The sequence below is a fragment of the Idiomarina sp. 28-8 genome (assembly GCF_000320945.2).
In the GTDB taxonomy this organism is placed as follows: Bacteria; Pseudomonadota; Gammaproteobacteria; order Enterobacterales; family Alteromonadaceae; genus Idiomarina; species Idiomarina loihiensis.
Genome location: NZ_DF266791.1, coordinates 46,603 through 70,822 on the forward strand (window position 1 = coordinate 46,603; position 24,220 = coordinate 70,822).

The following is a 24,220-nucleotide window of genomic DNA, read 5'->3' on the forward strand; positions in this document are numbered from 1 at the left end:
ATAAAAACCTTGTTGCAAGGAATAATACAATGAAGCGAAGTGTACTGATTTTCCGCTCTTTTGGCTATGCGTTCGTCGTCTTTGGGTTATCGGCCTGTTCAGATGACCAGGGTCTGACGGAATACGCAGATGAATTGCATAACAGTGTCCAGAGTACACTTGAGCTCCCCAATAACTCAATAGAAGCCCCTAAACCTCAACTGCAGTATCCGGCCAAGCGCGCATTAACCCGAAATATTGAACGGACAAGTATGGGCTTACTGGAAAGCCTTCGGCTTAATCATTGTCAATTAGGCCAGCTAATAGCTGAAAACAACAGTTCACTGGGAAAGCTAAAAGATGGGTTTAGCCGCTATCATGCTGACCTCAGCATGATTCAGGCACTGAAGAAATGCATTGAGCATCCTGACTCAGCCAATGTTAAAGACAAATTGAAAGAAGCATTAGTGCATAAGAAATCACAACTGCAGAACAGCCTGGCAAATGCCTTTGCCCGTGACGACGGGTTGAGAAAAGCTCTTTCTATAGGTAATAACTCTTTACCTAAAATACATGTGACGGAGTACAACTACGCTGTGAATGCGCTGGAGCGATTTACCCGCATTTTAGAGCGTTGGAACTACACAAAAGAAGCAGATGCCCCCGATGAGCTAATAGAGATGCTCGGTCGTTTAGAACGCAGCGACTACCTTCCTGACTTGTTCCGTACTATGCTAGATTACTCTTATAAACTGGAGAAAATGACCGAGCTGCTGCCTGAAGTTCCTAAGTCAGTTTATTGTCAAAATGGAAAAGTGCCAGATGACGCATTAGCGCTAAAAGAAGCTTTTAACGCCATTTACCTCAAAGAAATGCAAGGTGACATAGCAGAATTGATTGAACAACATCAGCGCTTACTCATGACTCTGGACAACCTCGCAGGTATAGCACCTCAACCGGAGCTAAAATCCTACATTGCAGAACTCGGTACACTCAGTAAAAAACTAACCGATGCGTCAGTGTATTTTGTGCGCCCATGGCAAAAGTTCTACAGCGCCTGTGACTTTACACCAGGGCTCGATTAGAGCTTCGCTTAAAGATGCCAGTGCTTAGTTAGGCCCGGATGTGGCACACCTTGCTCTTTTTGGTGAATTTCATTGATAACATACCGTAAGCCAATAAAGACCCAAAGCCAGAACGCAGCGTGCAACGCCCCTGCCATAACGACAATTACGGAAGAGCGCATCAAAATATCGACATGTAATATATTAAAAGCAAGCTGTGCAATAATGCCGACGATAGTCGCCAAAAAAAGAAGCCCTGCAACGGCGCGTATTACTCGTAAAAAAGTAAACATTTAACCACCTCTTTTTCGTCAGTAAAAACTGAGTGTAGTGAACATTCTAGCAAAAGCCTTCTTAAGAAAGTAAGCATAGCCATTCAAAGCTGAATAGAATTTCGACAAACAAATGGATTTAGTAAAAAATCGCTTGCACCTGTGAGCGCAAATCACTAATATACCGCCCGTCGTTAACGACATTCCCCATAAAGTGCGTCCGTAGCTCAGTTGGTTAGAGCGCTGCCTTGACATGGCAGAGGTCGGTAGTTCGAGTCTACTCGGACGCACCATTCTAAGTGCCCGGTTTACCCCATAGAAAAATACCTTTACTCGGTTAATTGAAGTATCCCTCAAGTTTTATTCATTTACTTTGACTTTAATGGAAACACAACGGTTAAAGCCTGAACGGGTTCTGTCTGTGGTTTTCTTAATGGAAATGAAGAATTGTTTGTATCGAAGTTTAACTAGCGCGGGCTTTAAGAAAGTAAAGGAAGTTTTTAGGGTAAATTGCCGCCCGTCTAAAATGACAGGCGGCAGGCTTAACTGGATTGCTTAGAAGTGCCAAGCAGCGCCAATAGAGTAGCCATCAAACCAGTCACTATCAAAACCATCAACATAAGTTGCACTTAAGCTGAATTGGTTGTTGATGTACCAACGAGCAGACAATTCATATTCTTGCTCAGAGTCTACGAAAATATCGTTATCAACGTGACGTACCAGACCTGAGAACTCAACGGCAGGGTTTAAACGATAAACACCACCAACCTGCACTGCATAACCAGTATCATCGTCGATACCGTCAATATCTGCATAATAAAGATTAACATCAGCGAAGCCAGCGAATTTTTCGCTGAAGTCATGCTTGTAACCGATACCAGCGAAGATTTGGTCAAAATCCGCATCGCCTTCGCTAAGCTGAGAGTAATCTGCAGTGAAATAAATAGATTCACTCAGCATTACACGACCATCAAGGCCAAAACCATCAACATCATCACCGAAGTCGATAAAACGAGCTTCTACGCGATCAAAGTCAGAACCCTGGTCTGCTGCTAAAGTTGCACCACTGAATAACGCGGCGCCGATAAGTGTAGCTAATACTGCTTTTTTCATTCTTTAATACTCCGTTATGTCGTGCGTGTCCCGCACTTACTACTTCCAAGCTGCCAGGCAGCACTGCTTCATTCAGCGAAGCAATGTGCGTAATAATAACGAAATAAACTTATACTTTTTGTTGTTTTTTGGTTGATTATCATATGATTATCGACATTTTTTACGACAAAAAGCAAAGAGAGTATGAAGGTAGATATACCTGCATACTCTCGAGTGAAAAGCTACTTAATAACGATAGGATTAATAGGAGAACCCGAGCCTCGCTCCATCTTTAGAGGCGCAGCAGTAAACATAAAGGTGTATTGACCATCTTCACGGCTATCTGCCGCCAAATCGTCCAGCCAGTAAAGCTCACTCAACACCACACCTAAGTCCCGAATGAGCGCACCATGTAGCGGGATCACATAATCTTTACCTTCAATCTTTTGCGGTACAAGTTCAACTGCCAGATTATCAGCCGCAATCACGGGTATCTCCATGTTATCAATCCATTTAATCAGGTCTTTGCTATAACACAAGCCGGGCTCTGTTGTTGCGCTCCACTCAGCATCTGGTTCCTCTTGATAAAAACGTCCTACAGATCCTGTTCTTATTAACAAAATATCGCGTTTTTCAACGGTTACATCCTGCGCTTCCGCCGTGTCCTTGAGGTCTTGTAACGTAATACATGAACCCGGTGCCAACCGTCCTATGTCACCACCTTTCAAATGCCCGACATCCAGCAGTACGCCGCGGCCAACAATACCGTGTTCAGCTAAGACACCAACATCAACATGATCATGCCCATGCACTGTGCTATCAGCCGATACCCCGCCATATACTTTATCGCCATACCATGCGTGGCCTAGAGCATCCATGTGTGTCGTGCCCTGCAAGTACATGAAAACGGCATCGTCTGAGTACTTAACACCACCGGCCAGTTCATCCAGCTTATTTACGCTGTACATACTCTCGTCCTGCGTCATGAAGTGCATTGCCGGAACGCGTCCCGGGAATACTGGCCCTACTCCATGGGTAATCGGCAGTTGAAGCGTAAAAGTTTCACCTGAACGAACGGCTTTTATACCACGTAAGGCCTGTTTTTCATCAAGGTAGTTAAGGGCGCCAAGTTGATCGTCATCGCCCCATTTCCCCCAGTTTTTGGGCATATCTTTTTGAAGGTTTTCAATATCGCTGGTCTGAGCCAACGAAACTCCGGAGGCACTCATAAGTGCGGTAGCTAAAGCCATTGATAGTACTGATTTTATTGTTTTCATTGTTCTTCCTTTTTTGTTGTTCTAACGCTTATATTAATAACTAAGTTTGATGTACTTAGTTTCTAAATATTCTTCAATTCCATGGCGCCCGCCCTCACGGCCAATCCCCGACGACTTAACGCCACCAAAAGGCACTGCCGCGTCAGATATAACGCCGCTATTAACACCAATCATTCCAACTTCAAGAGCTCTCGAAAGACGGTTAACCTGTCCTAAGTTCTGGCTGTAAAAATAAGCAGCTAATCCGGTTTGTTGCTGTCTGAGTTCTTCTAATAAAGCTGTCTCATCGTCGTATCGAACAATAGGTGCAACAGGCCCGAAAATTTCTTCATTCACACAACGCATAGAGCTATCAGCATTGAGTAACACAGTCGGGTAATACCAACGCTCTGAGTTTACCCACCGCTCTCCGCCGCAGGCGATTACGGCACCTTTTTTTACTGCATCTGCGACTATCTGCTCCACTTTTTCGAGTGCATTTTCATTAATCAATGGACCAATATCGACGGACTCATTTTTGCCGTTACCCAACATGAGTTGATTCACGCGGGCGATGAACTTCTCAGTAAACTCATCATAAACTTTGGTATGAATGTAAAAGGCATTGGCACATACGCAGGTCTGCCCCGCATTGCGAAATTTTGATTGGATAGCTCCTTGCACTGCACGCTCGACATCTGCGGTTTCACAAACAATAAAAGGCGCATTTCCGCCGAGTTCAAGTGAGAGTCGCTTAATCGTTGAAGCTGATGAAGCCATGAGTAAACGCCCGACTCGAGTTGAGCCGGTAAAACTTAACTTTCTGACCACGGCACTTTCACTGAATATTTTGCCAATAGCCTCCCCGTCGCCGGTTACAATGCTTAAAACACCTTCGGGAATCCCCGCCTGTATCGCTAACTCAGCAATTGCAATTGCTGTCAGTGGGGTTTCAAGAGCTGGTTTCACCAACATTGTGCAACCAGCCGCCAGTGCCGGCGCAACTTTTCGCGTGATCATCGCCGCAGGAAAATTCCAGGGGGTTATCGCAACACAAACACCTACCGGCTCGGTAATAACCATCATCGATTCATCGATTGACGAGTACGGCAGAACGCTCCCCTGGTCTTGCAGGCCTGGCTGCGCATACCATTGAATGTAACTTGCTGCGTAACGTATCTCGCCTCGCGACTCAGATAATGGTTTACCCTGCTCACTGGTCAAAATGCCAGCAAGCTCCTCTTCCTTTTCAAGCATGAGTTGATACCAGCGGAACAGCTTCTCGCATCGCTCTCTGAGAGGAACGTCTCTCCACTTGTAAAAAGCGGTTTCCGCAGACTCTATAGCACGTAAAATTTGCCTCGGTGTTAAATCGGGTACGTGACCTATCACATTTCCAGTTGCAGGATCATCAACAGCTATTGAGCTGTTTGTTGACCTTCCAACAGCCCGGCTGTCTTTTATTAACTCCACATTATCGGGTTGTAAAACTTGTTCATTATTCATCGTTCGGTAAGTCCCTTTTTTGCTCTATGCGCCAGCGTTTTTGTTTTTTAACTAAGGTCGACTGATCAACTCCCAGAGCACTGGCTGCCGCCCGCGTGGTACCGTGTATCAATAACGCCTCTTCAATTACTCTCTTCTCAAGCATCTCTACCTGTTCTTTTAGCGAGCAACCTTCACGCCCTAACGGCCTGTCAGTTGCTATTTCTATAGGTAACTGAGCCGTTGTGATCAGCGACTGTTCAGAAGTCACCATTAATCGTTCTGTCAGGTTAATCAGCTCGCGAATATTGCCCGGCCATTCATATTGTTTAAGACGAGCAATCACATCCGCATGCCAACGACAGTCCAGCTCATAGTTTTCATTGAAATGGTTGAGATAATGTTCAAGCAGTACGGGGATTTCTTCGATCCTTTCTCGCAGGGGAGGCAGTTCAATCGGTACCACACTTAATCGGTATAACAAGTCTTCCCGAAAATGACTTTCGGCAACAAGTTTCTTTAAGTCATGATGTGTTGCAGAAATTAACCGAAAGTTCGTTTGCTTAAACGATGTCGCGCCGACCGGTAAAAACCGCTTCTCATCAATAACTTTAAGTAACTTGGCTTGAAGAGTTAGTGGCAAATCACCAATTTCATCAAGAAACAAAGTGCCATTATTAGCCGCCTCAAGTAACCCTGTCTTGCCTTTCTCCGAGGCTCCGGTGAACGCCCCGGAAGCATAACCAAATAACTCAGACTCAAGCAGAGACTCTGGCATCGCGGCACAATTTAATTCAATAAAAGGCCCGTTAGCGACATTGCTGTAACTATGAATAGTCCGTGCAAGCAGTGTTTTCCCGGTACCTGTTTCTCCCTGTAGCAAAACTTTTGCAGAGGAGCTTGCGACTCGTTTTGCGAGATCATAGCAAGCTCTCATTTGCCGACTAATGACAAAAGGCTCTTTATGGCCATCGGTTGAAACAGAAGCCCCATATTGCTCTCGTAAGCTCAGTAACTGTTCCAGCTTTTCCTGCGCTCTTTTAGCTTTTAGCAGCTCAGTGACATCCCGAACCGTGGTAACGATGTACTCAATACGACCGTCGGAGTCGAACATTGGTGTACCAGAAACTAAAATTTGGTGCTCTTTACTTACGTCCTGCGTCAAGGTAACAGGTCTTCTTTCTTTCAAAACCTCCAATGATACCGAGCGCGAAATATAGCCACGTTTTACAACTTCGGACATATGTAGCCCCCGAAGCTTTTCCTTCGGAATACCGGTAATACGCTCATAAGCCGTATTAACCGTTATCGTAATGCCGTTACCATCGGTGATATAAACACCGTCGCTCATCGCATCTAATACACGCTGTAACCTATCGCTACCGAACATCGCTCTGCTCCTTTTTAGGTGCGCGCAAACGCCAGCCATATAGCAAAAAACACAACAGCAGCCCTGCAGCGAAAGCCCAGGTTGCTCCTTTAACTACAAGAATTGCCCCGATAATTCCAGCTATGCCCAGGTCGCGTTCCGTTTTTGCTTCCTGAATGCCAATACGAACGCTGACGTAGCCTTGTATAAGCAAAGTCAGAGCTAAAGCAATTCCCAGAATCGGTTGAACTAAGCTAACCACCGGCAGAAGTAAAAGGCCGGTATTGGTTCCCCAGCGAAAAGAACCCGCGCCTCCAAAAATGGAGTCCATAGCTTTCCGCCCTTTTTTAAAGCGCTCAACAATTACCACATGCATTGCCGCCCATAACGGTCCGCACATCGCAACATCAGGGCCAATAATACTCATACCAAAGTTGCGGGCACCAAAAATGAGATGCGCGCGGTCGGCGTTGTAATCAATTTTTTCGTCCTGACGCATCTCATCTGCTTCCGCCAGAATAGCTTTGCTCTGTAATACATCGCCGAACAGCACGATATAAGCTGCCAGCACCGTTGGTATGGCAGTTAAAAACATACTGAGAGGCGGTAGCCCGACACCAAAAACGGTGTAATGCGCGAATAAGGTTGCGAAGTCAGGTGATGTTATGCCCCATTCGATATCTGGCCATGGAGCTTCTGAAGCCAGTGGTGCAATCACAATAGCCAACGCGATAATGGGAAAAATGCCGAGCTTACCCAGTACACGAAGAACCCAGTGTTTATTCTGAACCGTCGCGAAATGACGTGAAAAAATAAGATAAAAAGCAATGCCAACCGCAATTGAGATAGTAAACGGATAGGATTCGAAACGGCCTCCCTCCTCAAATACTACCGCTACCGCAGCTAATCCGGAGCCCATGATGATTCCAGCTTTTATAGCACTGGGAATAAGTTGTACTACTCGTTTTGCAACACCAGATGCTCCCAACCCAATAGCAAAAAGTCCCAGCATCATCTGAAACGCTATCAAAGCATGCACTCTCGCTTCCCCCTCCGGAAAGGTCGATACGTACATCATCAATAAAGGAATAGCGGGCGTTATCCATCCTGGAACAACAGGGTCGCCCAATAAATGGTGCAACAAATAAAACGCGCCATTAATCAAAACAACCGCTAATGCCGCTTCAAATGGCATTCCCAGTAATTCGGTCATTAACGATATTGCCGCCAAATCGACGGCGCACATTAATAATCCCTGCAGATAGTCTGGCCACTCAAAACGATAGTGCAGAAATGGCAATCTGACCTTGAATGGTCCCATAGGCCAGAAAGGTGCTTCAGCCCCGTCTTTTCGTTGTTTCCATAACGACATAATGAGTCCTTTTAGTAAGCGGCCTGATAAATTGCTTCGATATCATCGACGCTAAGTTCACGAGGGTTATTTCTCAATAAACGAGTCACACCACTCGCCGCTTCAGCTAGTGAACGCAGATCACTGCGTTCAATACCAAACTCTCTTAATCCGCCCGGAATTTCGACAGCCCGGCAGAGGGATTCAAGTTTCTCAATAACGAAGTCTCCTGCGTCGGCTTCGTTAATCGTTGCCTCGGCCCCCATCGCCAGCGCGATATTGAGAAAATCATTTGGGCAGGATGATAGATTCCAGCGCATGACGTGAGTGAACATCAGTGCATTACTAACCCCATGCGACAAGTGATAACGCCCGCCCAGGGGATAAGCCAAGGCATGTACTGCACCAACTCCTGCATTTCCGAATGCCAACCCAGCCATTAAGCTACCGGTAGCCATACGCTCTCTTGCGTCGAGATCATCAGGACGTCGATAAGCATCGGGCAAGGCGTTGACAATCATTTTTATGGCGCCTACTGATAACGCCCGGGTGATATCTGAAGCAAAATTAGAAATATAACTTTCTACGGCGTGCACCAATGCATCAATGCCACTTGCTGCCGTTACAGATGGCGGGCAACTCTGCGTCAATTCCGGTGCAACAATCGCCACATCCGGCAGCAGTTCATCGCTGACAATCCCCTTTTTCAGTTGTGCCTCTACGTCTGACAGGATGGATATATTAGTGACTTCGGAGCCTGTTCCTGCGGTGGTCGGTAAACAAACTAAAGGTACGGTTCGCCGCGCACAGTTGTTCTCACTAAACAGTTCGTTCAAAGCTCTCTTCTCACTTTGATATACCGCAACGGCTTTTGCGGTATCCATTGCACTGCCGCCACCAATTCCAATAATCCCATCACAGCTTTCATTAATGAAAACGTCACGGCACGATTCAACGACATGGGTTTCTGGCTCCGCTGATATCTCAGAGTAAATAACAATACCCGTAATGCCCTGACTTTTAAGTTCGGCAACAATAGGTTGGATTAGCCCGGCATCAAGTACGCCTTTATCCGTCACAATTAAGGGATGCCTCAAGTTAAGCCTGCACATCTCGGAAAATAGCTGGTTACTTGCTCCTGAGCCGGTAAGCAATCGTCCCGCCGTTTTAAAAACCTGTACGCTATTAGCTGTCATAGATTTCCTTCATCTATACCTTCAAGTTATGTCAATAAACTGTAGCAAAACCCGTACCACTCACAACAAAATTATATAACCCTTTGTTTTTAAATTACTTTACGTGACTTCACCTGCTGAAATTAAAATATTTTGATGAATTAAATCATCAATACACCAATATTTGATGAGATATTTCATCAAATAGTTAAATGTAAATACATTAAAAAATCATAAAAAACATAGAGTTACTCGAAGCCCACCGTTTGGCACAAGCATTGCTACTCAAACCGCTGACATTAGTCAAATAATAAAAAACCAGGGATTATAAAAATGAATAACAAATACACTATTTACCGGTCGCTAAGTATTGCAGGAATGTTAATCAGTGGAAGCTCAGCAGCGCAGACAACTCCGGACTGGGATTTCAACTTTAACGGCTACATCAATGCACATGCGGTATACGCAAGCTGTGACGACTCTGATAATACCGTCGCAGGAAACGCGCTGCTATGTATTGGTGAAGATGCTACGTCAGTATCAAATGGATACAGCCCCTCCAGCTTTCAATTCTCAGCAACAACTCAGACACATGATTTCGATATAAAAGCATTTTTAGCAATTGAGCCAGGATCTACTGATAACAGTGCCTTTAACGGCAACGGAGACAATCGGGCTTACCGAGCGTATTTTACAGTAGGAAATGACGATGTCGGAACGTTAAAAGTCGGACGCGGCTATGGAGTATTTGGCATTGATGTCGTTTTAGAGGATATGGCATTGAGCGGTGTCGGTGCGCCGGCCTCAATTCGCAGCCCATTAAATACCTCGTTGGGTGCCGCGGGCTATGGCTATATTTTTGCCGACCGACTTTCTCAAATTACATACAGTCGTGAACTAGGAGAAAACTTCCACGCTGATATCGGCATTTTTCAACCTTTAGATTCTGTCAGTTTCGGCGGTAATGGTTATGTTGGCGATTCAGGTTCTGAACGCCCTGGACTTCATGGACGGCTTCGCTATAACTACGATTACGGGTTTATTTCAACAACTTTCTATAATCAAAAGGTCAGTACCTCACTTGATGATTACAATGCAAAAGGAATCGATATCACTGCCGCCATTCAGCTTGATGACACTCGGTTATCACTCTCAGCTTTTGATGCGTCAGGCCTGGGCTATTATGGCTTATTAATTGATGCTGCTGACATCAACGGCAGTCCACGCGACAGTTCAGGCTGGTTTACACAGCTAACCCATCAATTTGGTGCAACCAAAGTTGGCCTGAATTATGGCACGTCAAAAGTGGACTTAGCTGGCGTAGACAGCTTAGAGCAAGTCAAACAACAAACAAAAGTCAGCGCTGCCGTTTATCACACCTTATGGGAAATTTTTACGGTTTCGGCTGAAGTGTCGGCGCTAGAAGCAGAAAACCACATGAACCAAAGCATTAAAAACGAAGCTTTCAGTATCGGCTTTGCGCTGTCATTTTAATCATTAGCATTATTTTCAATAGACAGTCACTGCTCGCGCTTTCAGAGCAATGACTGTCAAACTGGCAGTTTAGTAGCTAAGCACCATTTGAAAATCTCCTTCCTGTCTTCTAAATTCAATACTTTAGGTTCATTCAGCACTCCAACAGAAGTTGACCGAAGCAATGACGAATTCAGGCATCATACTGGTGGCGTCAGCGGCGCTGTTCTGGGGACTGTCCGGCGGAATAGCCGGCATTCTAATCAACGACGATTGGAATGCCGTTTTAGTATCTTTTTGCCGGGGTGCTGTCGGGCTTATATTTGTGCTGATGTGGTTGGTTTTAAGACCTCGCAATAGTGGGTTCACTAACGGTAAGTTATGGTTGTGGTCTATCATCGCCGGGTTTGGGGTCTCCGGAAATTTCGCTTTTTATTTCTTCAGTATTTCTGAGAGCAGCGTTGCCGTTGCAGCGACACTCATGTATTGCGCCCCCATATTTGTTTACCTAATTTCTTTCGCTATTAAAATTGAACGCCCCACGTTAAGCAAATGTGCCGCAATATTGTTAGTAATGGCTGGTGTCGTATTACTCACCCGTGTGTATCAAGTCGACAGCGGTGGTATTACTTCTATAGGCGTCATAGCCGGACTTCTTTCAGGTATGTCACTGGCGCTTTTTATTTTTGGTTTTAAATACGCAGCCAGGCAAGGCAGTCCTCAGGCCGTTCTTGCAATCGCGTTTTCTACCCTGACACTGGTTCTGGGCACATTAATCGATATAGAGGAAGCCGGCAGAGTCGTCAACTCCGTAGACTGGCCGCTCTTTGCTATTCTCGGAGTACTGGGCGGTGGCGCATCCTTTATTCTTTATATTATTGGGCTGAGAAGAACATTGCCCGCGCTGGCGTCCATAGTGGCGACAATAGAACCCGTTACGGCCGCGCTATTCGGCGTGATTATTCTAGGTGAGGTGCTGGCTTACACGCAGATACTAGGAATGCTGATAATACTGGCTACGGTCACTGCGCTGGGTGTTTATTCCAGCAAACAGTGAAGCTTTTGCTCAGATTACCTCAGTATATTTGTCCATAACCCTGTTACAATAACCACAGAAACCTGACACAGAAAGTGACCCCTTTAATGCCTATAAATACGCCTGAAAATATCTCAGATAACACTTCTGAGACTTCACCTGAACTCCTTCACTTTAATCAACTGAACCTGCCGCCAGCGTTACTGACACGGCTTGATGAAATTGGTTACCAACAAATGACACCGGTGCAGTCCTTAAGCTTGCCGGTTATTTTAAATAACACCGACGCCGTTGTTCGCGCGGATACCGGTTCAGGAAAAACCACCGCTTTTGCGCTGACTTTGCTGGCAAAGCTGGAGGCAAAAAGCTTTTCGCCACAGGCGTTGGTATTATGCCCTACTCGTGAACTCGCCCATCAGGTTGCTGACGAGGTTCGTAAGCTGGCTAAATCAATGCTTAATATCAAAATACTGACCCTGTGCGGTGGCGAGCCATCACGTATTCAGACCAACTCGCTTGAGCATGGCGCTCATGTTTTAGTTGGCACACCCGGGCGGGTACTTGATCATCTTGAGCAGCGCAATGTTGATTTGTCCATGTTGACGACTCTGGTTCTTGATGAAGCCGACCGAATGTTAGAAATGGGGTTTCAGGACAGCCTCAACGCCATCGTTAAACACATTCCAAAAACACGACAGACATTATTATTCAGTGCCACCTACCCTAAAAATATCGCCGCGTTAGCAGAACAGGTGACAACTAAGGCAAGAAATATTGAGGCCATTCAAGAGCAGGCAAAGCCACAAATCGAACAGCTCTTTTATGCCATGAATAATGAAGACAGCGCACAGCTGGTAATGAATTTACTGGGCGATCATCAACCCGAAAACTGTCTGGTTTTCTGCAACACCAAGAACGAAGTAAAAGACATTTTTAACACACTTAGGGCCAATAAATTCAGCGTATTGGCTCTGCATGGTGAGCTTGAACAAAAAGATCGCGATCAGGCGATTATACAATTTAGTAATGGCAGTGCTCGCGTACTCATTGCAACCGATGTCGCTTCCCGTGGGCTGGATATCGCCGAACTTGATTTAGTGATTAGCGTTAATATGGCTCATGATTTAGACACTCATACCCACCGCATAGGTCGTACTGGACGCGCGGGCAAAGAAGGCGTCGCAATAACCTTAATTGCAGAAAAAGATGATTATAAAATGCGTTTGCTTGAGGATACTTTTGCGGAGCCTATTCAAGTACAGCCTGCGCCAGCGCTGTCTAACAACAAACCGTTGAAAGCGAATATGTCGACCATACAAGTCAGTGGCGGGAAAAAAGACAAGTTGAGACCGGGTGACATTGTTGGTGCCCTAACGAAGGATAACGTTTTAAGTGCTGACGACATTGGAAAAATAAAGCTGGAAAGTACCTTTGGTTTTGTTGCGGTAAACTCCCGTTTGGCTAAGCACGCTTTAGGGCTTATCAATAATAATAAAATAAAAGGTAAGAAGTTTCGGGCGAAAGTACTTTAATTCCCGGTGCCTCAGCCGGCGCTCTTAAATGACAATATAAAAAGCGGTGATACTCTCTTGGTTCCGCAGAGAATACCACCGCTCACATGCTTTAATATTATTTCAGATCAAAACGGTCTAACTGCATGACTTTCGTCCATGCCTGAACAAAGTCGTTAACAAACTTCTCATCTGCATCACTCATTGCATACACTTCTGCAACAGCACGCAATTCAGAGTTTGAACCGAAAATCAGATCAACCGTCGTAGCAGTATATTTCTGTTCTCCGGTTTTACGATCAAAGCCTTCATATATCGCTTCGTTGTCCGGTGACTTTTTCCATTCGTTATCCATGCTTAACAGATTAACGAAAAAGTCATTATTCAACGTGCCCGGCTGGTCTGTAAAAACACCATGGTCACTGTCGTTATAGTTAGCGTCCAGCGAACGTAAGCCACCCACTAATACCGTCATTTCTGGTACCGTTAAGGTTAGCTGATCAGCTTTATCGACCATATGCTGAGCTGGTGACACACGGTTGCCTTCAGCATAGTAGTTGCGGAATGCGTCAGCTTTAGGCTCAAGGAACGAGAACGAGTTAACGTCCGTCATTTCCTGAGAGGAATCAGTACGACCCGGCTCAAAAGGTACCGTCACATCGTAACCGGCATCTTTTGCTGCTTTCTCGACAGCGGCAGCCCCGCCTAAAACGATAACATCAGCCAAAGACACGTACTTGTCACCAGACAGCTCATCGTTAAAGTCTTCCTGAACGCCTTTCAGCGTATCCAGCACTTTCTTAAGCTCAGCCGGGTTGTTCGCTTCCCAGTTCACCTGAGGCTCTAATGCAATACGAGCGCCGTTAGCACCGCCACGCATGTCAGTACCGCGGAAGCTTGATGCCGAAGCCCAGGCCGTACGAACTAACTGAGGCACGCTAAGGCCTGAGTCCAGAATAGCAACCTTGAGCTGTTCAACGTCATTGCCGTTAATCAATTCAAAATCGACTTCAGGAATTGGATCCTGCCACAGAAGATCTTCCTGCGGAACCATATCACCAAGATAACGCTGTTTAGGGCCCATATCGCGGTGAGTCAATTTGAACCAGGCTTTTGCAAATGCCAGTTCAAACTCTTTAGGGTCTTCATGGAAGCGTTTAGCAATTTTGCGATACTCAGGGTCTTCTTTCAGCGAAAGATCCGTCGTAAACATAATAGGTGCGTGACGCTTGCCTTCAACGTGAGCATCAGGAACTAAATTAGACGCCTGACCGTCAACAGGGATCCACTGAATAGCACCGGCTGGACTCTTAGTCTGTTCCCACTCAAAACCAAACAGGTTATCCAGATACTGAGTTGTCCAGGCTGTCGGGTTCACTGACCACGCCCCCTCTAAACCACTGGTAATGGTATCTTCGGCGTTACCTTTACCACATTTATTTTTCCAGCCCAGACCTTGCTCTTCAACACCTGCAGCAGCCGGTTCAGCGCCTAAACATTCTTCTGGCTTGTGCGCACCATGTGCCTTACCAAAGGTATGTCCACCGGCAATCAGAGCAACGGTTTCTTCGTCGTTCATTGCCATGCGGCCAAAGGTGTCACGAATGTCTTTCGCGGCCAATAAAGGATCAGGCTTGCCGTTAGGTCCCTCAGGGTTAACGTAAATCAGACCCATCTGAACAGCGGCCAGAGGGTTTTCAAGTTCACGATCACCAGAGTAGCGCTCGTCACCCTTTAACCATTCTTTCTCAGGGCCCCAATAAACAATATCAGGTTCCCATGCATCTTCACGTCCGCCGGCAAAACCAAAGGTTTCAAAACCCATAGATTCAAGCGCAACGTTACCGGTTAGCACCATCAAATCAGCCCATGAGATATCTCTGCCGTATTTTTGCTTAACCGGCCACAACAGACGACGCGCTTTATCCAAACTGACGTTATCGGGCCAGCTATTTAGTGGTTCAAAACGTTGTTGAGCGCCAGCCGCACCGCCGCGGCCATCCTGAACCCGGTAGGTTCCCGCTCCGTGCCAGGCCATACGAATGAAGAAAGGACCATAATGACCGTAATCGGCTGGCCACCAGTCCTGATCAGAGGTCATCAACTCTTCAATGTCCTTTTTAACCTGCTCAAGGTCAAGCTGACTGAAGGCTTCGGCATAATCAAAATCGTCGCCATAAGGGTCTGATTCAGGACTATGTTGACGCAATGGCTCTAAATTGAGCTTATTTGGCCACCAGAAATCGTTCGACTTAGGCTCTGGGGAGTTCACCTCATAAGATGAGTTTTCCTGAGCGCTTGCAACACTCGTTCCGGCTGAAAATGATATCGCAATCGCTACAGCAGAAAGTAAAGGTACTGTTTTCTTAAACATGATTAATTACCCTTTTCGTTAGACACAATAAGTGCGTAAATAATATAAAACAAACGCAGTGTTTTAGGGGGCTCAGATAGGCTCGAAAAATAGATTGCCATAATCGGATTGTCAGTCTTGACCAAAAAGTTTGAGTCATAAATATGTTAAGAATGTTTAAAAATTGAGGTAAAAAAAACGATCTGGGTATATACCTACAACTAAGTTAATTGTTAAAACAGTGTAGGTTTTATTATGAATAAACACAGAAAAAACTACTTAACCCTCTGTACATTTGCCGCTTTAAGTTCATTTGCTCTCCCCCCTCAGGCACTCGCCATGCAGCAAGAGCGCAGTGAAGAAGACGAAGAAGCTATAGAGAAAATTACGGTCGTGGGCAGTAATATTCGGGGGGCGCAAGCTGCCGGCCGACTCCCGGTAACTATCCTCGATTCAGATGACATCATTAACACAGGCGCTGTAACCGGAGATGAGTTGCTTCGCTCTATTCCTCAAGTGGGCGATATCAGTTTTAACAACGAGCGATCGATTGGTGGCGTTAATGATGCCCGTGGCGATGTCGCCTCCATTAACTTGCGAGGCATAGGCACAGGTAATACCTTAACTCTTCTCAACGGTCGTCGCCTGGTTTTGCACCCGGGAACCCAGACCGAGAATTTTGTTCCTGTTACCACAGTAAACTCAAACACGCTTCCGGTAACCGGCTTAAGGCGGCTTGAAGTACTTCGTGATGGTGCCTCAGCACTTTATGGAACCGATGCCGTAGCTGGTGTCGTTAATTATGTTTTGAAAAAAGAAATCACTCAAACTCAGTTAAACCTGAGCGCCGGCAACGCTGAAGGAACTTCCATGCAGCAGTATCTGGCCAGCGGTTCAACCGGCGTGTTCTTTAACGACAATAAGAGCCATTTAAGCTTGTCTTTTGCTTATTACACCCGTGATGAGATCGGTGCCAATGAACGCTCATATTCAGCCAGTGAAGACCGACGGTTTAACGACAGAATTCCAGAGGCATTTGTTGGTGACACCCAATTAGACAACCGTTCGTTATCCAGTCCCTGGGCAATATACGATGGCGAAAATATTGGCCGTTTCCATATTCGCCCGGAATCTATGGGTGATTGCTTTCAAACTTTGTCTGATGGAGTCTGTGCTGCCGAAGGTTCCATTCCCAGAGATATGCGTTACGACTCAGCTCAGGATCAGAGCATGACCTCGGCAATAGACCGTGTAAACCTATTTGCTTATTACACACATTCTCTTGCGCCTAACTTAGAGCTTTTTGGCGAGGCCTTGTACTACGAGGCGCTATCTAAGCGTCGTCGCGAACAAAATGCCAATCTTACTGCGCAGCGCTTCACCATTAGCGAGGATGCCGCTTACAACCCATTTGGCGAAACCGTAACATTACGCAACATACGGCCAATGGATGTCGGCCCAAGAAGAATAGAAGTTGAAGACTCCAGTTACCGTCTACTGGGAGGCATAAAAGGTTATTCAAAACAGTGGGAATGGGAATCCGCCCTACTCTATTCCAGAGCTGACACGCTGGATACAGGCTATAACCGCATCCGCGTAAGTGCGCTGCAACAGGCGATTAACTCAACCAATATTGAAGAAGCTTATAACCCATTTATTGGCGGTAATCCGGAGAACGTAAATAACGGAACATCCGTTTATAACTCAGCCGCTGTTATAGCCGGACTGACTGAAGACATAACCCGGGACAGCACTAGTGAGCTGGCGCAATGGGATTTCAAACTATCCAACCCGGCATTGGCAAACTGGTACGCAGGCGACATTGGTATTGCCGCGGGGGTTGAATATCGTTACGAAGCCTACGCCGATGACCGACATTATTTGCTGGATGGCTCTACCCCTTTCTACGATCAAGTCACTGGCGAACTGATGACTAACTCCGATGTTTTAGGAAGCAGCTTTACACCTGACTCAGAAGGCAGTCGCAATGTTTTTTCCGCTTATACGGAGCTCCTGGTACCGCTGCACCAAACCATTGATATGCAACTGGCGCTTCGTTACGAAAGATTCAGTGACGTCGGCAGCGTAACCAAGCCGAAAGTCGCCCTGAGCTGGTTACCGGTTGACTGGCTGCAATTAAGAGCATCGTACTCCGGCGGTTTCCGCGCACCTAACTTACCTCAGGTGGTTGAGGAAAGTGTTTCCCGAACCAATTCCAGAACCGATCCTGTTATTGATGATCGTTACAGCATAACCGAGATTAGAGGCGGCAATAGCAAACTCACACCAGAAGACGACGAAATTTATAACGTTGGTTTTGCCATTACCCCTTTTGAAAACTTTCTTATTACTGTCGACCGCTGGACAATTGAGCAGGAAAACGTAGTCGGAATTTTAAACAGCCAAACCCACTTACTTTATGATTCACTGCTACGCTCACAAGGCAGCTCAAATCCTGCCGTTATACGTAACGATGATCTGGAGGTCGTTTACGTAAATAATCAATACGACAACCTTGAAGTTCGTGAAATTTCCGGTACCGATATCAGTATTAATTATGAAGTTAACAGTGAAGCCTTTGGTTTATTCAACTTTTCGATCAACGCAGCTCACTTGCGTAAATTTATGCAAACCCCGGACCCTATAAGTGCCATTGTTCTGGAAGCTCAGGAAAATGGTAACCCTGCCGTTCCTATTGACATTCCGGTGGTTGGCGCAGGTGATTTACGGCAAATGGACGGGAACCCTAAATGGCGTTCGTTTGCTCGTCTAGACTGGGATCTCGGGAACTGGGGCGCTGGTATACGAGTCAACTATGTTGATGACTTTTACGAAACAAGCGTTACAACGTCGGATGGAGACATGATGCCAATTGATAGCTGGATCACAACCGATATCTATCTTGATTACTACTTTAGCCATGAGTCACTCGACGGCTTAAGTCTGCGAATAGGTGCCCGCAATCTGGCTGATAAAAAACCGCCCATTGCGGACGAGAGCTTCGGTTACTTTTCAGATGTTCACTCAAACCGTGGACGTTATACATACGCCACTTTGTCGTGGGCATTTTAGGAGTATAAATGCTCACACTAGCTAATGTTGCGTTATTAAGCCAGTTAGCACTTCAGCAGCCTGAAGAGACGGATAAAAAACCGAAGGACTGCTCTTTTGAGCAGATCGAGTTCACTATCAATTTTGCTGTGGGACGCCTGAACCATTGTGAGAAAACAGGTGATAATCAATACAGGCTTTTTCTGGAGCCTGAACGAGAGAAAATTAACCCAAGCCCCTGGTATGCTTTTGCGGTAAAAAATAAAGCTGAAACAAGCCAAACAATCGATATTACTTTAGTCGCCAGTGAAGGGGTTTCTCGATATAAACCCAAACGCAGCGAAGGCGATGATATTTGGCACGCAATTCCATTTTCTGAAGGCGACGGCACGCTTCAGTTTGAATTAACCCTTTCAGGCCAAACCAAAGAGTATATTGCCGGACAGGAGATTATTGACAACGTTCATTACATTGAGTGGCTCAGTAGTCTTATTAAAGAGCCGCAACAGACCGAAGTTATTTCTCTCGGAGTCTCCAGTGAAGGACGTAACCTGGCAGCTCTGGAGCATAGAGTTGAGTCCAGCGATAAATGGATAATTTTAATTGGCCGCCAACACCCTCCCGAAGTTACCGGCGCGTTAGCACTACTACATTTTGGTGAGTTACTGTTTAGCGACGAGCCTTACGTCGTTAAATTTCGACAAAAGTACAACATTCTATTGGTGCCCAATATGAATCCAGATGGGGTCTACCATGGGAACTGGCGCTTAACCGCGGCAGGCATCGATATGAACAGAGATTGGAAAAATCTGACCCTACCGGAAACTCAGGCCATGGCTAATTATCTTAAAAAGCTGGTTAAAGACGGCGGGGAAATTGAATTTGCAATTGACTTCCATTCTACCCGAAAAAATGTCTTTTACACCATGCCTAAAGACTACGAACCCCGCAGCGGCGTGCCTTTGAGAAACCCTCAAAGAGTCTACAACTGGATTGAGGAAATTGAAGAACTTGTCGGTTCAGTAGAACTTGATTATCAGCCCGGAGCTCATCCTGAAAGTGGTGTTTTTAAGCAGTTCATCGCTGATGAATTTGCCGCGCACGCTGTGACCTATGAAGTAAGTGACAACGAAGAACGCAATAACATTAAAAAAGTTGCGGAAGCCGCCCTCATCTCTTTAATTAATCGCTTAGATTAAAGGTTTCGTAAAGGGCATTGCTGACTGCCACGGGTGTAGCTAGCTTTAAATAGAGATAACCGCTTGGTTACTTTTGAATAGTTACTCTCAACTTAAGGAAGAATTATGAAGAAAACATTAATTGCAATTGCATTGATTGGAACTTCAACTAGCGCCTTTGCCGACTCTCCTAACTGGGATAAAATTCAGGCGTCCTACATAGAAACCGATATTGAAACACCTATCGACGATGATATTACAATGGATGGTTATGCCGTAGCCGGCTCGCTTTCACTAACTGACTCAATCTTCGTGCTGGCCAATTTCGACTCCGTTGGTGATGAATCGGATTTCGGTGACGTTGATTTAGACTCACTTAACGCAGGTATCGGCTTTAATCACGGTATCACAGAGTCGACCGATGTCTTCGCTACGGTTACTTACGAAAAACTTGAACTTGTTGGCTCAGTAGACGACCTTGGTTCAGAATCTTTCGATGAATCAGGATACGGAGCAGGCGTTGGCATTCGTTCAATGATCACCGATTTTTTTGAGCTATCGGTAAAAGCTGATTATCTGGACATTGATGACGAAAATGGTATTCGTTATGACGCTTCAGCTTTCTTTCACTTAACCAGTAACCTCTCTCTTGGTGTTGGTTATAAACTCTACGATTTAGATGAAATCGATCAGGACGTCGATACTGTCGCCGCAACAGTCCGGTACAGCTTCTAACTCTCAGTCTAAATGCTTAAACGCTGGCGTGCCAACTTCTATAGAGACACGCCAGCACACCACTCCAATATTTTTAATTTTTCTAATTCATTATTTTTACTGCAAAAAACCGATCTAACTTTAAGAAACCTTCGTAGCTCTCTATACTCTATTAGTAAATTTAGAATAAACGCTTAAATTTAAAGCGTAAGAGTACCTATTTTTATACAGGGGAGAGCAAATGAATAAAAAAGAAGAGGAAGTGCTCCGCGGGGACAAAGATCTCGAGCGCGAGCGCAAAGCTGACGACCCAATGATTCCTGACGGTGAAGTCAACCCAATAGATACAGATTATCAAGTAGGACAAGATAACGTTGTTATGAAAGTAGGACCTTTTGGTCTGGATTTCCATAACCGCGTATTCGCTATCTCCGGACTTGCGATTGTCGCCTTTGTGGTGATTACTTTAATGTTCCAGAATCAGGCGGAGCCGGTATTCACAAGTACAAAAAATTGGTTAACGGCTAATTTAGACTGGTTCTTTATCGGTGCAGCTAATATTTTTGTGCTTCTGTGTCTATTCTTAATTGTTTCACCATTAGGGAACGTGCGTTTAGGAGGCACTGAAGCAACCCCCGACTTTTCTTACCTGGGCTGGTTTTCAATGCTGTTTGCCGCAGGCATGGGTATTGGACTCATGTTTTACGGTGTCTCTGAGCCGATTACTCATTTTAGTGCTGCATTTGGTGGAACTGAGTTTAACGCGGATGGTATTCGTACCGACTCAGCACCTCTTGGCGGTGCTGGCGGTGACCAGGCTGCGGCAATAAAATTAGGCATGGCTGCAACCATTTTTCACTGGGCTCTGCACCCATGGGCTATTTACGCCGTTCTTGCTTTAGGTTTAGCCTTATTTTCTTTCAACAAAGGCTTACCATTAACAATACGCTCTATTTTTTACCCAATTCTGGGCGAGCGCGTATGGGGCTGGCCAGGACATATCATTGATATTATCGCAATACTGGCAACCTTATTCGGTCTTGCAACATCACTTGGACTGGGTGCTTCTCAGGCGGCAGCAGGGTTAAACTTTCTATTCGGCTGGGCTGAAGGTGATACCACCGATGTGCTGCTGGTTATGGGGATAACCGCTATCGCATTAATTTCAGTTCTTGCAGGCCTGGAAAAAGGTGTACAGCGACTATCGCAAGTGAATATGTCACTGGCCGCTATTCTTATGCTGTTTGTCATTATTGTCGGCCCGACGGTAGCTATTTTCACCGGTTTCGCGGAAAACCTTTACAATTACATTGTTAACCTCCCAGCCCTGTCAAATCCGGTTGGACGAGAAGACCTGGGTTACTCTCAAGGCTGGACATCGTTTTACTGGGCATGGTGGATTGCATGGTCACCTTTTGTAGGTATGTTTATTGCCCGCGTTTCAAGAGGCCGTACCGTACGTGAATTCTTAATTTCGGTACTATTGATACCTTCTCTGGCCTGCGTATTCTGGATGACAGTATTCGGTACCGCTGCAATAGAGCAATTCGTTGCGGGAGCCGAACAAATAGCCAGTGAAAAGCTTTCACTCAAACTGTTTATTATGCTGGGAGGCTTGCCCTGGACAGAAGTAACCTCGTTTGTGGGTATTATTCTGGTTATGGTATTTTTCATTACCTCGTCTGATTCAGGCTCGCTGGTTATCGATACCATAAGCGCTGGCGGTAAAGTTGAAGCACCGGTACCTCAGCGTATATTCTGGTGTACGTTTGAAGGGTTAGTCGCAATTGCGCTGATACTTGGCGGTGGTCTCGTTGCCCTGCAGGCAATGTCCTTATCCTTAGGCTTACCGTTTACCATTGTTTTATTGGCTTCCTGTTTTGCAGTCGTTCAGGGATTGCGTTCCGAGCCAAGAGTTGGTAAACCTGCTAAGTAGCTATTAGCGAAAGCTCCTTACCCATTTAAAAGCGGCGCTGAAGCGCCGCTTTTGCTATAACAGGTACAATTATGGAAGCCGAACATCTGGAAATTCTGAATTTTTTACGTCGTTTCCCTCCTTTCAATGAGTTACCTGAAGACGAACTTGTTGAGCTTGCCAAAAACACTGCAATCAGCTATTTCAAAGCCGGCTCTCAAGTACTTGAATATAATGAGTCAATTTCTGATTTATACGTCATTAGGAACGGTTCAGTAGAAACCTACAACCGTAACGGCGACCTGTTTAATCGTTTAAGCGAAGGTGGCTTTTTTGGTGAAGCGGGTTTACTGCGTAAAGGCAAGGTTCGTTACCCTGTCAAAGCATTAGAAGATACGCTTATCTACTTTATTCCCGGCAGTTTGTTTAATCGCTTGTTCGATGAATACGACAGCTTTGCCGACGCAGTGGAAGTCGAAGGGCACAGGCGCGTAAATCAAGCCGTAAAAGAGCAGGAAAACCGTAATGAATCGCTTTCTGCGACCGTTGATACAATCATTACGCGCGAGCCAGTGTCTATTGATTTAAACGCCAGTATTCACGATGCTGCCGCAAAAATGACAGATGAAAAAGTATCATCATTACTTATTATCGATGAAACACAGCATCTTCCTGTGGGTATTATAACGGACAAAGACCTACGCAAACGTGTTCTGGCGGTAAACCGGTCCAGTAGCCACCCCGTTTCTTCTATAATGACCGAGAACCTGACATTTGTTCAGCATAATAACCGCGTGTTCGAAGCTTTGTTGATAATGATGCGAACCAACCTTCACCATTTGCCGGTACTGAAAAAAGGTCAGGTTGTAGGTGTCATAGCTTTATCGGATGTGGCACAGCATGAGTCAAAAAGTACTCTGTTTATTGTCAGTGGTATTTTTAAGCAAAACTCTATTGAAGAGCTAACCGAACTTGCAGAAAGTGTCCGCGCCAGTTTTGTCCGCATGGTTAACGAAGATGCGAACTCGCGGATGATAGGTTCGGCAATGGCTACCATTGGTCGTTCGTTCAAACAGCGGCTTTTAGAGCTTGGCGAGGAGAAATTCGGACCGCCGCCGGTGCCCTACTGTTTTCTAGCTCTGGGTTCAATGGCGCGTGACGAACAAAGTATTGTCACGGATCAGGACAACGCTATGGTTTTACACGACGATTTTGATCCCAAACAGCACGATGCCTACTTTAAAGAGTTAGCGGGCTTTGTGGCCGACGGCTTAAATGCCTGCGGCTATACCTATTGTACGGGCGGCATTATGGCCACCACCGATGCCTGGCGACAACCGTTAAAAGTGTGGAAAAACTACTTTACCGACTGGATTGAAAACCCGTCACCAGAAAAGCTGCTGCACTCCTCCATATTTTTCGATTTGGACGGTGTCTGGGGACAACAAAAATTCGCCGATGAGCTCAATTCACTGATACGAAAAAAAGCCAAAGGCAATAAACGGTTTTTAGGCTCTATGGCACGTAATGCGCTAAACCGTACGCCCCCTCTGGGCTTTTTTAAAGACTTTGTCATGGAAAAAGATGGCAAACACCGTGACAGCATCAATACCAAACGTCGCGGCACCGGCCCTGTTGCAGATTTGATCCGCGTTCATGCTCTGGCCATTGGTTCATCACAGCGCAATTCCTTTACTCGTCTTGAAGACATTATTGATTCACAAATTTTGCCACAAGGTCGCGGACCAGATTTACGTGATGCTCTGGAATTAATTTCTATGGTGAGAATTCGACATCAGGCGTTAGCCATTTCGGCGGGTGAAGTGCCTGACAATAACGTTGCTCCGGAAGACTTATCTCATTTTGAGCGTAAAAACTTAAAAGACGCCTTTCAAATTCTAAGTAACGCACAAAAATATTTGCGTTACCGTTACTCGGGAGGCTAG

The 24,220-nt window shown here is 45.7% G+C and carries 17 protein-coding genes and 1 tRNA gene; 10 read left to right on the forward strand and 8 right to left on the reverse strand.

Annotation, left to right across the window (positions count from 1 at the left end):
- Positions 1-29: 29 nt before the first annotated feature.
- Positions 30-1,064, forward strand: a complete 1,035-nt coding sequence (locus tag RJ32_RS08155) for a DUF3080 domain-containing protein (RefSeq protein WP_034821102.1) — start codon at positions 30-32, stop codon at positions 1,062-1,064.
- Between the two features lie 8 nt (positions 1,065-1,072).
- On the opposite strand, the gene RJ32_RS08160 is transcribed toward RJ32_RS08155, so the two are convergent.
- Entirely contained in the window at positions 1,073-1,336 is a 264-nt protein-coding gene (locus RJ32_RS08160; RefSeq protein WP_034821104.1) for a hypothetical protein, read from the reverse strand.
- 195 nt (positions 1,337-1,531) lie between these two features.
- Between RJ32_RS08160 and RJ32_RS08165 the strand changes: the two genes are divergently transcribed.
- Positions 1,532-1,608, forward strand: a tRNA-Val gene (locus tag RJ32_RS08165).
- Between the two features lie 262 nt (positions 1,609-1,870).
- Here the strand turns inward: RJ32_RS08165 and RJ32_RS08170 are convergent.
- The 6 genes from RJ32_RS08170 to RJ32_RS08195 form a co-directional block, all read right to left on the reverse strand.
- Positions 1,871-2,428, reverse strand: a complete 558-nt coding sequence (locus RJ32_RS08170; protein WP_034821107.1) for a hypothetical protein — start codon at positions 2,426-2,428, stop codon at positions 1,871-1,873.
- A 221-nt stretch (positions 2,429-2,649) separates the two neighbouring features.
- Complete coding sequence (locus RJ32_RS08175; protein ID WP_034821111.1) at positions 2,650-3,684, reverse strand: cyclase family protein; 1,035 nt, start codon at positions 3,682-3,684, stop codon at positions 2,650-2,652.
- A 33-nt stretch (positions 3,685-3,717) separates the two neighbouring features.
- Positions 3,718-5,169 carry an NAD-dependent succinate-semialdehyde dehydrogenase gene (locus RJ32_RS08180; protein WP_034821115.1) on the reverse strand — a complete coding sequence of 484 codons (1,452 nt, stop codon included), beginning with the start codon at positions 5,167-5,169 and terminating at the stop codon, positions 3,718-3,720.
- A complete protein-coding gene (locus tag RJ32_RS08185; protein WP_034821118.1) occupies positions 5,162-6,538 on the reverse strand; it encodes a sigma-54-dependent Fis family transcriptional regulator in 1,377 nt (458 codons plus the stop codon). Before RJ32_RS08185 ends, RJ32_RS08180 begins: the two co-directional genes overlap by 8 nt.
- On the reverse strand, positions 6,528-7,889 hold the full coding sequence (locus RJ32_RS08190; protein WP_034821121.1) for a hypothetical protein: 1,362 nt from the start codon (positions 7,887-7,889) through the stop codon (positions 6,528-6,530). The genes RJ32_RS08185 and RJ32_RS08190 overlap by 11 nt, the downstream gene beginning before the upstream one ends.
- A gap of 11 nt (positions 7,890-7,900) precedes the next feature.
- Positions 7,901-9,064 carry an iron-containing alcohol dehydrogenase gene (locus tag RJ32_RS08195; protein ID WP_034821124.1) on the reverse strand — a complete coding sequence of 388 codons (1,164 nt, stop codon included), beginning with the start codon at positions 9,062-9,064 and terminating at the stop codon, positions 7,901-7,903.
- Positions 9,065-9,376: 312 nt separating this feature from the next.
- On the opposite strand from RJ32_RS08195, the gene RJ32_RS08200 reads away from it, so the two are divergent.
- The 3 genes from RJ32_RS08200 (at position 9,377) to dbpA (ending at position 13,084) form a co-directional block, all read left to right on the forward strand.
- On the forward strand, positions 9,377-10,537 hold the full coding sequence (locus RJ32_RS08200) for a porin (RefSeq protein WP_011234657.1): 1,161 nt from the start codon (positions 9,377-9,379) through the stop codon (positions 10,535-10,537).
- A gap of 163 nt (positions 10,538-10,700) precedes the next feature.
- On the forward strand, positions 10,701-11,573 hold the full coding sequence (locus RJ32_RS08205) for a DMT family transporter (RefSeq protein WP_034821127.1): 873 nt from the start codon (positions 10,701-10,703) through the stop codon (positions 11,571-11,573).
- Positions 11,574-11,659: 86 nt separating this feature from the next.
- The gene (gene dbpA, locus RJ32_RS08210; RefSeq protein WP_034821130.1) at positions 11,660-13,084 is read left to right on the forward strand and encodes an ATP-dependent RNA helicase DbpA; all 1,425 of its coding nucleotides are present in this window, start codon (positions 11,660-11,662) and stop codon (positions 13,082-13,084) included.
- Between the two features lie 97 nt (positions 13,085-13,181).
- Here dbpA and katG read toward each other — a convergent pair whose 3' ends face one another.
- On the reverse strand, positions 13,182-15,437 hold the full coding sequence (gene katG, locus RJ32_RS08215) for a catalase/peroxidase HPI (RefSeq protein ID WP_034821133.1): 2,256 nt from the start codon (positions 15,435-15,437) through the stop codon (positions 13,182-13,184).
- 234 nt (positions 15,438-15,671) lie between these two features.
- Here katG and RJ32_RS08220 point away from each other — a divergent pair, with 234 nt between their 5' ends.
- The 5 genes from RJ32_RS08220 (at position 15,672) to RJ32_RS08240 (ending at position 24,220) form a co-directional block, all read left to right on the forward strand.
- A complete protein-coding gene (locus RJ32_RS08220; RefSeq protein WP_034821136.1) occupies positions 15,672-18,488 on the forward strand; it encodes a TonB-dependent receptor domain-containing protein in 2,817 nt (938 codons plus the stop codon).
- A gap of 8 nt (positions 18,489-18,496) precedes the next feature.
- Entirely contained in the window at positions 18,497-19,666 is a 1,170-nt protein-coding gene (locus RJ32_RS08225) for a M14 family metallopeptidase (RefSeq protein WP_034821139.1), read from the forward strand.
- A 105-nt stretch (positions 19,667-19,771) separates the two neighbouring features.
- A complete protein-coding gene (locus tag RJ32_RS08230) occupies positions 19,772-20,380 on the forward strand; it encodes an outer membrane protein (RefSeq protein WP_034821143.1) in 609 nt (202 codons plus the stop codon).
- A 292-nt stretch (positions 20,381-20,672) separates the two neighbouring features.
- On the forward strand, positions 20,673-22,295 hold the full coding sequence (locus RJ32_RS08235; protein ID WP_034821243.1) for a BCCT family transporter: 1,623 nt from the start codon (positions 20,673-20,675) through the stop codon (positions 22,293-22,295).
- Between the two features lie 71 nt (positions 22,296-22,366).
- Positions 22,367-24,220, forward strand: coding sequence for a DUF294 nucleotidyltransferase-like domain-containing protein (locus tag RJ32_RS08240; protein ID WP_034821146.1), 1,854 nt, complete (start codon positions 22,367-22,369; stop codon positions 24,218-24,220).

Excerpts from the sequence above, each read along its gene's own strand:
- RJ32_RS08155 (WP_034821102.1), top strand. The coding sequence starts at position 30 with ATGAAGCGAAGTGTACTGATTTTCCGCTCTTTTGGCTATGCGTTCGTC.
- RJ32_RS08160 (WP_034821104.1), bottom strand. The coding sequence starts at position 1,336 with ATGTTTACTTTTTTACGAGTAATACGCGCCGTTGCAGGGCTTCTTTTT.
- RJ32_RS08170 (WP_034821107.1), bottom strand. The coding sequence starts at position 2,428 with ATGAAAAAAGCAGTATTAGCTACACTTATCGGCGCCGCGTTATTCAGT.
- RJ32_RS08175 (WP_034821111.1), bottom strand. The coding sequence starts at position 3,684 with ATGAAAACAATAAAATCAGTACTATCAATGGCTTTAGCTACCGCACTT.
- RJ32_RS08180 (WP_034821115.1), bottom strand. The coding sequence starts at position 5,169 with ATGAATAATGAACAAGTTTTACAACCCGATAATGTGGAGTTAATAAAA.
- RJ32_RS08185 (WP_034821118.1), bottom strand. The coding sequence starts at position 6,538 with ATGTTCGGTAGCGATAGGTTACAGCGTGTATTAGATGCGATGAGCGAC.
- RJ32_RS08190 (WP_034821121.1), bottom strand. The coding sequence starts at position 7,889 with ATGTCGTTATGGAAACAACGAAAAGACGGGGCTGAAGCACCTTTCTGG.
- RJ32_RS08195 (WP_034821124.1), bottom strand. The coding sequence starts at position 9,064 with ATGACAGCTAATAGCGTACAGGTTTTTAAAACGGCGGGACGATTGCTT.
- RJ32_RS08200 (WP_011234657.1), top strand. The coding sequence starts at position 9,377 with ATGAATAACAAATACACTATTTACCGGTCGCTAAGTATTGCAGGAATG.
- RJ32_RS08205 (WP_034821127.1), top strand. The coding sequence starts at position 10,701 with ATGACGAATTCAGGCATCATACTGGTGGCGTCAGCGGCGCTGTTCTGG.
- dbpA (WP_034821130.1), top strand. The coding sequence starts at position 11,660 with ATGCCTATAAATACGCCTGAAAATATCTCAGATAACACTTCTGAGACT.
- katG (WP_034821133.1), bottom strand. The coding sequence starts at position 15,437 with ATGTTTAAGAAAACAGTACCTTTACTTTCTGCTGTAGCGATTGCGATA.
- RJ32_RS08220 (WP_034821136.1), top strand. The coding sequence starts at position 15,672 with ATGAATAAACACAGAAAAAACTACTTAACCCTCTGTACATTTGCCGCT.
- RJ32_RS08225 (WP_034821139.1), top strand. The coding sequence starts at position 18,497 with ATGCTCACACTAGCTAATGTTGCGTTATTAAGCCAGTTAGCACTTCAG.
- RJ32_RS08230 (WP_034821143.1), top strand. The coding sequence starts at position 19,772 with ATGAAGAAAACATTAATTGCAATTGCATTGATTGGAACTTCAACTAGC.
- RJ32_RS08235 (WP_034821243.1), top strand. The coding sequence starts at position 20,673 with ATGATTCCTGACGGTGAAGTCAACCCAATAGATACAGATTATCAAGTA.
- RJ32_RS08240 (WP_034821146.1), top strand. The coding sequence starts at position 22,367 with ATGGAAGCCGAACATCTGGAAATTCTGAATTTTTTACGTCGTTTCCCT.